Origin of the sequence: Syntrophus aciditrophicus SB (assembly GCF_000013405.1) — a bacterium.
GTDB lineage: Bacteria > Desulfobacterota > Syntrophia > Syntrophales > Syntrophaceae > Syntrophus > Syntrophus aciditrophicus.
Map to the genome: position 1 here is coordinate 3,092,109 of NC_007759.1, position 13,180 is coordinate 3,105,288.

A 13,180-nucleotide genomic window follows, 5' to 3' on the forward strand; every position below is an offset into this window, starting at 1 on the left:
GGTGGTAAATCATGCAATTACACCAGACAAAAAATGGGGATGTCCTGATCGTAAAACCTTTGGAAAAAAGGATCGACGCCGCTACCGCAACGGAATTTAAAGAAAAGATGAGCAACTGGATCGGCGCCGGAAACAAGCGGATCGTGCTCAATCTCACGGAAGTTGATTTTATCGACAGCAGCGGCCTTGGCGCTATTGTTTCAAGCCTCAAAAAGATTGGAACGGAAGGTGATCTTGTGATCTGCGCCGTTAAGGAGACGGTCATGAGTCTGTTCCGCCTGACCCGCATGAATCGGGTATTCGATATTTTTCCGTCAGAAGATGAGGCCGTCAGATCTCTTTCCGGAAAGGCTTGAAAAATGGAACCGGCGGGCAGCAATATCAAGTTGATGATTGAAAGCAGAATAGAGAATGTTTCTCTCGTTGGAGAGGCCGTGCGAGGCATCGCCAATGCGTTGTCTCTCGACGAACTCAGTTGCTATCAGCTTGAGCTTTGTGTCGTGGAAGCGGTAAGCAACGCGACGAAGCACGCCTATCACTCCGAGCAGGGACATCCCGTGGAAGTGGATGTTCTGCTTTTTCGGGATCGGATCACATTCAAAATCTCTGACCAGGGAGACAGTCTGAAGTCACCGAAAGTCAAACTTCTTCGTTTCGACCCTCAGAATCTGGAAACCGTTCCGGAAAGCGGCATGGGGCTTCCCATCATGCATGCCCTCATGGACGAGGTCAGTTACGAAACCGTGAGCGGGCGCAACATCCTCACCATGAGCAAGTATCTGAGAAAACAGGGACCATCCGTATAATTTCAGGAAATTGCCCGGCACAGGAAAGGCCTGCCTTACTATTCATAAACGATGTCCAGCGAATCCAGATAGGTGGACAGTTCGGCGGTCTTTCTTTTAATATCTTCTTCATCACCGCTCTTGGCAGCCTCTTCCAGAGAGCGGCCCAGATCGGTGATCGAGTCGAATCCGTAACCACTGCCGCAGCCTTTCATGCTGTGTCCCAGAATCCGGATGGTCTCATAATCCCCCTGCTCCAGCGCCGACAGGATCAATGCAATGTCCTTGCGCCGGTTTTCAAGAAAGCCGGGAATCAGGTCGGCAAGATCGGGATCGATCCGGACAACGGTTTTTTCCTTCAGCTCCTCTGTCATGATTCTGCCTCCTCTTCTGTGTATTCCGAAATGGCCTCCAACAGGACGGCTTTTTTGATGGGTTTCACCAGATGTCCATTGCAGCCGGCATCCAGGCTCTTGCGGCGATCTTCCTTGTAAGCATAGGCCGTCAGGGCGACAATCGGCGTTTCCCGGAGCTGATGTTCTCTTTCCCATTTCCGGATCTCCCGGGTTGCCGTATAGCCGTCCATCTCAGGCATCTGAATATCCATGAACACAAGATCATATCGGCCTGTTTTGAACTTATCCAGAGCGATGACACCATTTTCAGCGATATCGATCCGGTAAGGCCGGCTTTTGAGATAGGACATTAAAAGCAGACGGTTGTCCTCTGAGTCTTCCGCCAGCAGAATGGAAAGGGGGCGATGGGATTCCGGTGCGGCCGGAGCCTGTGGAGCGGGTTTCCGCCCAGCGACTTTTGTCTTGCTGATCGTCGTCAGAATGGCATTTTTGAGTTCGGCGCGCTTGACCGGTTTGGTCAGGAAACTCGCGATACCCAGCTCACGGAATCTGCGGGGATCGCCCCTGCCCAGATCCGAGGTGAGCATGACGATCGGAATCCCGGCAAGCGAAGGGTTCCGCTGAATGCGTTCCGCAACACCGAATCCGTCGAGGCCGGGCATCTGGTAGTCCAGCAGAAGCAGATCATAGGGTTTGCCCGCCTCCCTGGCCTTCTGCATCTTTACAATTCCTCTTTCACCGCCGTCCGCTTCGTCCGAGCAGCTTCCCCAGCCGGACAGAATCTCCCGCAGAATCATCCGGTTGGTGGCGTTGTCATCGATGATGAAAGTCCGAAGCCCTGTGAGTTTTTCCACACCGGCTTCAACAATTTCGGCCAACTTTTTCCCCTCCGCCTGAACACTGAAACGGGCGGTGAAGGTAGCAGTCGTTCCTTTGCCTACTTCACTATCCAGCCTGATGTGTCCCCCCATCATCTCAACCAGGCGCCTGGAAATGGACAGGCCAAGCCCTGTTCCGCCGTGCTTTCGGGTTGTGGATGAATCGGCCTGGGTGAATTTTTCAAACATCTTGTCGATTTTTTCCTGTGGGATGCCGATGCCCGTATCCGCAATGGAGAAAAGGAGTTCCACCTTCCCACCTTCTTCCGTACCGGTTTCCGGACCGCCCGTGAGCTCCGTCGACTTTTCGACATGAACGACAACCTCGCCCTTCTCCGTGAATTTGATGGCATTGCCCACCAGGTTGATCAGGATCTGCTGCAGGCGGACAGGATCGCCGATCAGATTAACGGGAACATCGGGCAGGATATGGCAGGCCAGTTCCAGTCCCTTGCCATGAGCGCGGATAGCCAGTGCTTCAACTGTTCTTTCAATAATTTCTCCGAGATCGAATTCGATGTTTTCAAGTTCAAGGTGACCCGCCTCCACCTTGGAAATATCCAGAATGTCGTTAATGATATTCAGAAGATTCTCCCCCGCATTTCTGAAAATTTCCACATAGCGCTGCTGTTCGGGGGACAGGGGCGTTTCCAGGAGGAGCTCCGCCATGCCGAGGATGGCATGCATGGGCGTGCGTATTTCGTGGCTCATACTGGCAAGAAAATCGCTTTTGGCCCGGTTCGCCGCTTCGGCTTCTTCCTTTGCCTCAAACAGCGCCTTTTCAGCCTGATTCAGAAAGTATTCGCTGAATTGGGTGATCGTATCAATCATCAGATCGTTGACTTTCTGCAGAGCATTGAGCAAGGCATCGCCTTTCAGCTCTTTCACCAGGATGGGTACCAGAAGTGTTCGATAAATTTCAAAGGCACGCTGGACTTCCGGAAGAGAGAACCCCCCTTCAAGCCGCATTTTACTGATTTTGGCGATAAAGGCGTCCAGTTTGGAAAAGTCCTTTCGCAGGAGCACGGCAACATTTGCTTCCATAACTTCCGATGTGGTGATTAAAAGCTCTTCAAAGGGACGGTCTTTATAACGATTGCTGGCGTCTCCCCGATAAAGGAATTCCGCAAATTGGCGGCCTATCTGTTGATTGTATTCCGTCAGTATTTCTGCAAGATCCTTGGCCATATCAAGTCATTCCCCTTTAGTGATGATGGTTGTGTTCCTTTGGACAGCACAGGAGGAAAGTATTGTCCTCTGATCGGGTTTCGAACTGCAATGTGGGATGATCGATGCCGAAGCGGCTCCACAGAAGTTCGCGAACCCGGGAAACAAGCAAATCAACCTGGCTCAACATCTGATCGTCCACAATGATATGGGCGGCCAGGGCAGCCCTGTCGGGTGAGAGCGTCCAGACATGAATGTGATGGATTTCCCGTATTCCCTCAATAGCTTCGACGGCCCGCTTGATCTCTTTCACGCTGATGCCCGGAGGGGTGGCGTTCATGAGAATCTGGTATGTTTCCTTCAGTATTCCCCAGCCGCCGTAAAAAATTAGGGCGACAATCCCCCAGGAAACCAAGGTATCCAGTCGGTACCACGGCCTGTAAAGCCAGATGATCCCTAAAACGACCACGCCCAGAGAGGTCAGGGCATCGGTAAGCATGTGCAGAAAAGAACTGCGGATATTGATATTGGTTTTTGCCCCGGCATGCAGCAGAACCGCTGAAAAAGCGTTACCCGCCAAGCCGGCCAGGGCGATCCATACAACCAGTTGCCCCTTGATCACCTGAGGCGCCAGCAGACGCTGCCATCCCTCAATGGCGATAAAAATCGCAACGCCGTAAAGCAGACTCACATTCACCAGGGCGGCCAGGACTTCAATCCGTTTGTAGCCGAACGTCTGAGAAACCGTCGGCTGGCGTTCCCCCATGCGCAGAGCCACATAACTGATCAGAAGGGAGGTAAAATCACTGAGATTGTGGAGCGCATCGCTGATCAGCGCCATACTGCCGGCCAGTATACCGCCGATAATCTGGACCACGGGAATCACCAGATTCAGCATCATGGTCATCAGAAGTCTATTGCCCCAGGAAATATGTTGAGGATGGTGTCCCGTCATAACGCTCCTCTTTTTCGGACCCGGGATTTTATGGAAGGAGCCGTCAATTTTCAAAAAGTTCAGAATCGGCGGAAAGGCTTCGACAAGGAACGGGCCACGTTGCCGCCGTCAGGGAAGGCCGGTCTTTTCCAAGGCTTTTTGCAGGGGCAGATCATGATTGTATATGTCCTTGCGAAAATGGACCGTTCCATCGGCCTCAGCCCAGGTGGTGAAGTAAAAAACTCTGATTGAGACGGGTTGACGAAGCTGGAACTGCTTCCGTTTACCCGTCTCAATCGCGGACAGAAGCTGTTTCCTGGTTTCTATGGAATTTCCTCCGAGCAGGACGACAGCCAGCTCCACCGGGTTCTCAACACGAATGCATCCATGACTGAAATTTCTCTTTTTCTGCTCAAAAAGATGGAGATACGGTGTATCGTGCAGATAAACATCATAAGGATTGGGAAAATAAAATTTTATCCGGCCAAGAGGGTTTCTCGGACCCGGGTCCTGGCGGAGATGGTAATTGAACTCGCGGGCGGTCATGTTCTCCCAGTCGATGGTCCAGGGCGGGACGATTCTCGTTTTAGCCCCTGAGCCGGACAGCACTTTCATATCTTCCCAGTTCAGATATTCAGGAGATTGTTTGATCAGAGGCAGAATTTCCTCGACGGCGATGCTGCGGGGAACGTGCCAGTAGGGATTCAGGATGAAATGGGTGATGCGGCTGCCAAAAACCGGGGTGTTCTGGGCGTATTTTCCAACAACAATCCGGCTGTTGAAAACCTCTTTTTCCTTTTCCAGGACTCTTAAGCGAAATTCCGGGATATTGATAATCACCGCCCGATCTCCAGGATCATCAGGTATCCAGCGGAGACGCTCCAGATTGACTTTGATCTGGCGAACCCGCTCAGCCGCGGTGACATTCATGGCTTCCAGGGTCTCTGAACCGGCGACGCCGTCGGCAATCAATCCATGACTCTTCTGAAACGCCTTGACCGCCCTCTCGAGATATTCGTCGAACAGATACTTACCCTCGCCGTCTTCCCTGTCCTCCCAGAAGGGAAACACTTCCGGGACATCGAGGCGCTCCCGCAGCAGGGCAACTTGTTCGCTCCGATCTCCCTTCTTCAGACGAATCCCTTCCATCATGACAGGCCATTTTCTCCGGCGCTCGATATCCCTGTATTTGCTGAGCGCCTTCCTCAGATTGGCGTAAGCCGGGCTGGAAGGGGCAAGGTTTTCCAGGATCGATTCCACCTCTGCCGAACTCAGGGCCTGTTCGAGGGTGCGGAGCAGATTGGGGGAAGGTCGCTTTCGCAGAAACCACTGGGCATCAACCGTTTCAGGATTCACCTTTCCCGAGGCCAGATGGGCGGCGTACAGGAAAAAGGCATCCGTCAGAAGGAGATCGAGTTCCATGCGATTTTCCGCAAAAAGCGCTCCATCGATGCCGACGCCTTTCCTGATCTGGGAAAACAGCCTTTCCAGAGACAAGAGGTGATATTCTTCAGGCTCCAGTCCATGGAGAGCGGCCTTAAGAAGGGCGTTCCTGAGGGAGGCGGCAACAGGAAGAATGCCGTCATGATCGGTCCACGCGGTCCGGAATCCGCGGCGGGTATAGAAGATTCTCAATTCCGCGGGAAAGCGGAGGGTCTCCCCGGAACGGAGGGTCAGGTTGCGACCGTCCATTGTCTCCAACCGCTTCCGAATCGCCGCGGTCGTTTCATCGACGGGTTCATCCGCCGACAGAGAGCGGGAACAGAAAACGGTCAGCAGGAACGCCAATGACAAAAAAATGACAGAAACCGTCTTTCCTGCAGAACAATTCACTTTTATTCCCCCTGATTTCTAACATCGAGAAGGAGAAAAAAACTGCCTTTTCCGAAAGATCCACTTTTTAGAAGTATAGCACAGGAACCGAGTTTGGGAAGAGGGAATTTGCCTCCCTGCCGCCCATTTGAAGGAAGGCCCGCAGCCCCTCACCCCTTCGCGGGTCACTCCACTACAATTGGACCCGTTCGACGCCGGGCAGGGACCGGCCGAGGAAACGCTCGCCGATCTGCTGAAAGCGGAGGGGGACGTCCGTTACGTAGAAACGGTATTCCGGAGGGATACGTTCGGGGTTGGTGAGATGTTGAACCTGCAACAGCTCGGCGGTTGCATCGGCCATCGCCTCGGCGGAATCCACCAGGTGAATGTCCGGGCCGGCAACATCCTGCAGAAGCGCCTTGAGCAGGGGATAATGGGTGCAACCGAGGACCAGGGTATCGATGTGTTCGGCGAGCACGGGCCGCAGGTATTCCTGAGCGGTCAGGCGGGTGACGGGATGGTCGAGCCAGCCTTCCTCCACCAGGGGGACAAGCAGGGCACAGGCCTGCGAAAAGATGCGGGTTTCCGGCGCCAGCCGGCAGATGGCCCGGGCATAGGCATTGCTGTTGATCGTGGTAGGCGTGCCGATGACCCCCACGGAGTGCGTCCGGGTTTCCGCCACGGCACGGCGGGCGCCGGCATCGATGACATCGAGAACCGGAACAGGGGAAAGAGACTCGACGGACTGGCGGGCCACGGCGGCCATCGTGTTACAGGCAATGATGAGGAGCTTGACTTCCTGACGGAGCAGAAATTCCGTGATCTGCCGGGCATAGGCATTGATGGTTTCCACGGATTTCACGCCGTAGGGCACCCGGGCCGTATCTCCGAAGTAAAGGATATTTTCGAAAGGCAGCCTTTCCATCAAGGCCCGGACAACAGTCAACCCGCCGACGCCGGAATCAAAAACACCGATGGGGTGAAGTTCAGGCGAATTTTTATTCATGTTTGACGGTATTTCTCCATAAGATCCGTGTCAATGCAATAAGCAGGAGCGGGTATCCTTCGCTGCGCGGGATACTGCTGCCTGATAGCTCATTTGCTCCGGATTTGCAAGGTGAGAGTGCCCATTCCAGCTGCTGAACATCGGTCGGATGCTCCGTCGTCTTTCTCCCTATGATGATTCTTTAAAAAGACGGTTCGTTCGGATATGATCGGTCAGTTCCCCTCGGGATGGCGCAGTTCTTCCTCTTTCGGCGGCATCCTGTCCCTGTAGCTTCCCTCGTAAAGTTCGTATTCCAGAAGACGGCATTCAATGCCGCTGTTGAAGAAGACAAGGCGGCGCCGGGTTTTCAGACCGACTTTCCTGGCCAGCTCGATATTCCCTGTAAAGATGAATCCCCGGTAGCCCGGACAGGCGTTTTTGAGGAAATTTCCCATTCCGGCGTACGTTTTTTCCAGCTTCTGCACATTTCCCAGACGCTCTCCGTAGGGAGGATTCATGATCACGATTCCCGCTTCCGGGGGAATATCCGTTTCCGTATAATCGCAAACGGCCAGACGGATCCAGTTCTGAACGCCGGCGTTGACGGCGTTCTGCTCCGCGGCGGCGATGGCCCGCCGGTCCATATCCGTGGCGATGATCTGTCCCGGGAAACGGCGGGCAGCCTTTTCCTGTGCTTTTCTTCGCAGTTCCTTCCACAGAGCTGCAGGAAATCCTTTGATATGCCGAAAGCCGAAATTGCTTCGCAACAGGCCCGGCGCGCGGTTCAGGGCGATCAGGGCGGCTTCGATGGCAATCGTTCCACTGCCGCACATGGGATTGACAAAGGGGCCTTTTCCGTTCCAGCCCGTGGCGAGGACAATAGCCGCCGCAAGGGTTTCCTGCATGGGGGCCTGAACGGGGATCTTCCTGTATCCCCGGCGGGAGAGGGGCTCTCCGGACGTATCCAGATAAAGCTGCGCCCTCGTCCCCTTCCAGAAGAGATGCACCACCGCCCGATCCCGCGCCGGACCGGAATCCGGCCGCCGCCCGCAGATTCGCTGAAGACGGTCGACAATGGCGTCCTTGCATTTCTGGTTGGCAAAACGCGTGTCCCGAATCGAGGGGTGATCCACGGTGGAAGTCACGCAGAGATACCCGTCCTCATGCAGAATGCTTTCCCAGGACAGGCCGGCAATCCAGCGATAGAGTTCGTTGGGATCATTCACCGCACCTTCGGCCAGAAGATAGAGAACGCGGTGTCCCGTACGCAGATGAAGATTCAGACGCAGGGAATCCTCCAGGGTTCCCTCGGTCAGGATGGCAGCCTCCCGCTCATAATCGACCGGAAAGTCCAGGGATTCGATTTCGTTTTTCAGGTACGGAGCGATTCCCTTTGGACAGGTCACCAGGATCCTGCTGAATTTCTTCCAGAGGGAGATGCGTCTTGAATTCATGGTCGCGCCTTTTCCTTTTGTTGTTCTGTTCGCCCGGCGGCCCTTTCATAGCGCCGACATTGACAACTTCTTCCGGCCGCGCGGCACATTGCTTAACGCGGTGTCCGGATCGACTTTTTCCACCGCCTGGCGTCCCTTCCGCAGGGAGATAATGGAATGCACCAGGACAGTCGGAACATGGCGTCACGTTTCATACATACTTTGATGTGCCTTATATTTCCATACTTTTATAAGACGGGCTCCTTCCGGTGACAGAAAATTTGAGAAAATACGGTTTTTGTGAAGAGGATTTGCCACTTTCCCCTTCTCCGGACAAGGTTTCGCATGGTCTCTTTTGTTTTTGAAAGCAGCAGTGAACAATATAAAGCAGCGTGCGAGACAAGAAATATTTCTTCCTCAAGCTGTCCATAGATTTTATCAGCACTCAACTCTATGGACTGGAAACGAGCAGCGATCAATTTGATCGTTACACGGAATTTTCAGGGAACGGATTTATCCAGACATATGCCATTCAAGAATCTGTTTTCTGATATGATAACGATGCCATATTTTCTTCCCTGACCATCTCCCCTGCTGCAATCGATAAAAACAGCGCACAATAAAAATCCAGAAAGAAATTGACATCGGTGTTACCTTATTCTAAAAAATATTATCAAGAATTTTGATGTTGCTCCAAGGACGAATTTTCCCAAATTATTACATCACTGCAGCGTTGAAGGTACATTATGCAGAAAGATAAAATAAAAACCGATTGGTCTCACGGTGAAAACCCGGAGGATTACAAATGCTGTGTAGCCTTCCACGGCCACGATTGCCCCGGTCTGGCCGTTGGTTACCGGGCTGCACAGGCGGCCCTGGCGGCACTTTGCGGGGAGCGTGCCGAAGATGAGGAACTGGTGGCCATCGTAGAGACAGACGCATGCGGCGTCGATGCCCTCCAGGTCCTGACTGGCTGTACTTTCGGCAAGGGAAACCTCATCTATCAGGACCATGGCAAACACGTCTTCACTCTTATCGAACGAAAATCAGGACGTGGGGTGCGCGTTGCCCTCAAAGCCGGGGTTATGGAGATGAACGAGCGTCACTTGACGCTCATGGAAAAGGTGCATCAGATGACCGCAACTCCGCATGAGACCGCTGAATTTTGGAAGATCCACAGTCAAAAGGCTCTTGAGATTCTGCAAAAACCCATTGAAACCCTTTTTAATATTCAACCTATCAACCGGACGCTCCCTCCCAAGGCTCGGAGGGAGCCCTCCCGTCTCTGCGCCCGTTGCGGCGAACCTGCCATGGGCTCGAAACTGGTCGTTCTCGATGGACGAGAGGTCTGCCGCGACTGCCTCCAACCGGAAGAAAGGTGACTTTGCCATGGCCGTCGCAGTCACCAGTCCGCCAACGCTTGCCTATCGAACGGCAGTCCGGGGGAAAATTCTCATACTCTTCTCTTGCTTTGCTCTGCTCGTTATTCTGATGCTCCTGGCCATAGTTGTGGGTTCCTATAGTCTCTCCATCAGGGATGTCCTGCTGACCTTAATGGGCCAAGGGGAAGGGGCAATGCGGGCAGTAATATGGGAAATCCGCCTGCCCCGGATCGCCTCGGCGGTCATCGCCGGCAGTGGACTGGCCCTTACGGGCACAGTCTTTCAATGCCTTCTGAAAAACCCTCTCGCTTCGGCATCGACACTGGGTATCAGCCACGGGGCGGCCTTCGGGGCGGCCTTTGCCATTGTTATCCTGGGCGCCGGCGGATTCCAGAGCAGCGCCCTGCGCACCGCTGCCTCCGGCCAGTGGGCCCTGCACGGGGTCTATTCCATCACCCTTTTAGCCTTTGCTGGCGCTCTGGCGGCTACGCTATCCATTCTGGCCATAGCCCGTCTCAGAGAGATGTCCGCTGAGGCGGTCATCCTCGCCGGGGTAGCCCTATCGGCACTCTTCACTTCCGGAACGATTCTGCTTCAGTATTTCGCCGCGGATGTAGAGATCGCGGCTGTCGTCTTCTGGACCTTCGGGGATGTAGCGCGCGCTACTTGGCGGGACATCGGCCTTATGGGAATCGCCACTTCCATAGCCCTGGGTTACTTCATAATGCGCCAGTGGGATCTCAACGCCTTAACCGCCGGCGAAGAGGTGGCCCGAGGCTTGGGCGTAAACGTAGACCGATTCCGTCGGCGTGGCATGTTTTGGGCCGCCTTCGTGGCTGCCCTAATCACCTGCTTCCAAGGTGTGATCGCTTTCATCGGCCTGCTGGCACCCCACATTGCCCGCAAGCTTGTGGGTTCGGACCATAGACTGCTGACCCCGCTATCTTGCCTGGTGGGGGCGCTTCTGCTGCTGGGGTCCGACACGTTAGGCCGGATTTTCGTTGGTTCTGGCTCCCTTCCAGTTGGGGTCATCACCAGCTTCATGGGGGCGCCGCTTTTTCTCTTTCTGCTCCTGCGGGGGACTTCGCGATGATTCTCTCCGTTTCCGGCATCGAGTTCGCCTACAACAGTCGTCCTGTTCTCGACGGTGTGACCTTCGAGCTCCACAAGGGACAAATCCTGGGCATCCTTGGAAAGAACGGCGCAGGCAAATCTACGCTCCTGAAGTGCCTCAACGGAATCCTTCAGGCCCATAGGGGGACGGTGTTTCTCAACAATCAGGATATCCGCCGCCTGCGGGGAGACGAAATCGCCCGAATGGTCGGCTACGTCCCGCAGCGCTATGGAAACGAACCTTTGACTGTCTATGACGCGGTCCTTCTGGGACGGAGGCCTCACATCCGGTGGACGGCAACCCGTCGGGATCTTGAGGTGGTGGAGGCGGTCCTGAGTCTGATGCGCTTAAAGGCTTTCGCCCTGCGCCCGGTAAACGAGCTCAGCGGGGGCGAGGCCCAGAAGGTGATCATCGCCCGCGCCCTTGCTCAGGAGCCGGAATTGCTTCTACTCGATGAACCCCTGAGCAACCTTGATCTGGGAAACCAGGTTGAAGTAATGCAGCTTATGAAGAGGGCCGTCCGGGAGCGTGACCTGACGGCAATCCTGTCGCTCCACGACGTCAACACCGCCCTGCGTTTTGCTGACCGTTTTTTGCTTCTCAAAGAAGGGCGAGTCCACGCCTTCGCGACCCGTGAAACCCTTTCGGCGGCCATCATCGAAGAGGTCTACGGCGTCCGGGTCCTCCTGCAGGAGATTCAGGGTTACCCCGTCATGGTGCCCTGGCCTCGCCCTTTTGAATCACAACCCTTGAAGGAGCACATCGATGCGATTTAAAATGGACAGTAAATCCCTGGCTGTGATCGTCTTGTTTTTTGCCATCATTCTTTCGGCACCCGCCGCCTCCCAGGCCAGGACGCTTGTGGTCACTGATGTCGCGGGCCGTGCCGTCGAGCTGCCGGCGCCCCCCAGACGGATCATTGCTGTCAGCAGCGGCGCATTGCGGCTGCTGTGCTACCTGGAAGCAGCAGACCGCATCGTCGGCGTGGAGAGTTTCGACAAAAAACCCTCGGCAGGACGTTCCTATCAGTTGGCCTATCCCTCCCTGGCCGGACTTCCCTCCATCGGGCCCGGCGGCCCAGCCCAGATCAATCGGGATCCAGACCTGGAGGCGGTTCTGCGCCTTTCGCCTGATGCGATCTTCATCACCCACATGGAACCGGCCAAGGCCGACGCCCTCCAGAAGAGGCTCGGCATCCCTGTGGTGGTCCTGGCCTACTCAAAAACTGGAGTGGGTACCATCGACGAAAAGCTCTACGAATCACTTCGGCTGGCCGGGAAAATCCTTGGCAAGGAGAAACGGGCTGAGGCGGTGATCGCTTTCACAGAGAAAAACCGCCAGAATCTCCTCGCCCGGACGAAACGGATGGCCCGGGATCGAAAGCCCACGGTCTATATAGGGGGGATTTCACTGAAGGGCGTTCAGGGCATCGAATCCACCGACGCGAATTATCCTCCCCTGGCCTGGGTCAACGCCCGCAACCTGGCCCGGGAAGTGTCCACACGCGGCCACCTGTTCATCAACCGCGAGCAGCTCCTTGCCTGGAATCCGGATTTCCTTTTTCTCGACGCCGGGGGACTGACCTTGATCGCCCAGGATTACCGGAAAAAACCGGATTTCTACCAACATCTCAAGGTCGTCGGCAAAAAACGGGTTTATCTTCTCTACCCCTTCAACAACTATGCTACGAACATCGAAACGATGATCGCCGACGCCTATACAGTGGGAAAAATCCTCTACCCTGAGGGATTCGCCGATCTCAACCTGCAAAAGAAATGCGACGAGATCTATACCTTCTTTTTAGGAAAACCGATTTACGGCGAGATGAAAAAAATCTTTGGTGATCTCGGCCGGGCCGTAGATCTGAACAAGGCCTTGCAAACCCCTTAGAGCAGCTATCGCGTTGCCCTTCTTTGAAACAAAACCAGCGCTGTTGACCATGTGCGTAAAGTCACCTGATTCGGTTGCCGGACAATCTCATTACTGTGCGGGCCATAATCAGGGTCTCGTTCCGGACGCCCTTGATGGATGTCAGGATATCGACAGTCGCCGCGCACTTTAGGCTTTTACCCTTGCGACAATGATAGTCAGACAGCTGTGGCGATTCAGAGCGATGTGCCGGGTTTCCGCAACCTTCGCCAGGAGGTCGCGTTTGTGATGGTCGCACGTCGGCGTGATGTTTCCTGTCAATTGACGGATTTTTTGCTTTGTTACATTCTTATTGACTGCACAGAAACTGAAGAGATTGTCCGGACAGGCCAATGAACAGGAAGAGAAAGCGAAAAGGGGGAAATCGGCATTCCCATTTCCCCCTTTTTTATTCATTCCGGAACC

Annotated in this window: 13 protein-coding genes; 6 read left to right on the forward strand and 7 right to left on the reverse strand. The window is 54.5% G+C overall.

The annotated features are described in order from the left end of the window. Nucleotides 1–11: 11 nt before the first annotated feature. Nucleotides 12–356, forward strand: coding sequence for an STAS domain-containing protein (locus SYN_RS14435; protein WP_011418968.1), 345 nt, complete (start codon nt 12–14; stop codon nt 354–356). A gap of 3 nt (nt 357–359) precedes the next feature. Further along, on the forward strand, nt 360–806 hold the full coding sequence (locus SYN_RS14440) for an ATP-binding protein (protein ID WP_011418969.1): 447 nt from the start codon (nt 360–362) through the stop codon (nt 804–806). 38 nt (nt 807–844) lie between these two features. On the opposite strand, the gene SYN_RS14445 is transcribed toward SYN_RS14440, so the two are convergent. From SYN_RS14445 to SYN_RS14470, 6 genes are all read right to left on the reverse strand, one after another. Next, nucleotides 845–1,159 carry an Hpt domain-containing protein gene (locus SYN_RS14445; RefSeq protein ID WP_011418970.1) on the reverse strand — a complete coding sequence of 105 codons (315 nt, stop codon included), beginning with the start codon at nt 1,157–1,159 and terminating at the stop codon, nt 845–847. Further along, the gene (locus tag SYN_RS14450; protein ID WP_011418971.1) at nt 1,156–3,207 is read right to left on the reverse strand and encodes a response regulator; all 2,052 of its coding nucleotides are present in this window, start codon (nt 3,205–3,207) and stop codon (nt 1,156–1,158) included. The genes SYN_RS14445 and SYN_RS14450 overlap by 4 nt, the downstream gene beginning before the upstream one ends. A 16-nt stretch (nt 3,208–3,223) precedes the next feature. Further along, complete coding sequence (locus SYN_RS14455; RefSeq protein ID WP_049750013.1) at nt 3,224–4,141, reverse strand: cation diffusion facilitator family transporter; 918 nt, start codon at nt 4,139–4,141, stop codon at nt 3,224–3,226. A gap of 108 nt (nt 4,142–4,249) precedes the next feature. Then, nucleotides 4,250–5,953 carry a L,D-transpeptidase family protein gene (locus tag SYN_RS14460; RefSeq protein WP_011418973.1) on the reverse strand — a complete coding sequence of 568 codons (1,704 nt, stop codon included), beginning with the start codon at nt 5,951–5,953 and terminating at the stop codon, nt 4,250–4,252. Between the two features lie 172 nt (nt 5,954–6,125). Continuing rightward, complete coding sequence (gene murI / locus SYN_RS14465; protein ID WP_011418975.1) at nt 6,126–6,938, reverse strand: glutamate racemase; 813 nt, start codon at nt 6,936–6,938, stop codon at nt 6,126–6,128. A gap of 212 nt (nt 6,939–7,150) precedes the next feature. Continuing rightward, nucleotides 7,151–8,371, reverse strand: coding sequence for a THUMP domain-containing class I SAM-dependent RNA methyltransferase (locus SYN_RS14470; RefSeq protein ID WP_011418976.1), 1,221 nt, complete (start codon nt 8,369–8,371; stop codon nt 7,151–7,153). Nucleotides 8,372–9,096: 725 nt separating this feature from the next. On the opposite strand from SYN_RS14470, the gene SYN_RS14480 reads away from it, so the two are divergent. From SYN_RS14480 to SYN_RS14495, 4 genes are read left to right on the forward strand one after another with little or no spacing between them, the layout of a single operon-like run. Further along, complete coding sequence (locus SYN_RS14480) at nt 9,097–9,732, forward strand: FmdE family protein (RefSeq protein WP_011418980.1); 636 nt, start codon at nt 9,097–9,099, stop codon at nt 9,730–9,732. Next, nucleotides 9,686–10,825 (forward strand): FecCD family ABC transporter permease, encoded by a 1,140-nt coding sequence (locus SYN_RS14485; protein ID WP_237671299.1) that lies wholly within the window; start codon nt 9,686–9,688, stop codon nt 10,823–10,825. Before SYN_RS14480 ends, SYN_RS14485 begins: the two co-directional genes overlap by 47 nt. Further along, entirely contained in the window at nt 10,822–11,622 is an 801-nt protein-coding gene (locus SYN_RS14490; protein WP_011418982.1) for an ABC transporter ATP-binding protein, read from the forward strand. Before SYN_RS14485 ends, SYN_RS14490 begins: the two co-directional genes overlap by 4 nt. Further along, nucleotides 11,612–12,736, forward strand: a complete 1,125-nt coding sequence (locus tag SYN_RS14495) for an iron ABC transporter substrate-binding protein (RefSeq protein WP_011418983.1) — start codon at nt 11,612–11,614, stop codon at nt 12,734–12,736. The genes SYN_RS14490 and SYN_RS14495 overlap by 11 nt, the downstream gene beginning before the upstream one ends. A 168-nt stretch (nt 12,737–12,904) precedes the next feature. Here SYN_RS14495 and SYN_RS14500 read toward each other — a convergent pair whose 3' ends face one another. Continuing rightward, nucleotides 12,905–13,171: a hypothetical protein gene (locus SYN_RS14500; protein WP_148202602.1), complete on the reverse strand. Its 267-nt coding sequence runs from the start codon at nt 13,169–13,171 to the stop codon at nt 12,905–12,907. Between the last annotated feature and the right edge of the window lie 9 nt (nt 13,172–13,180).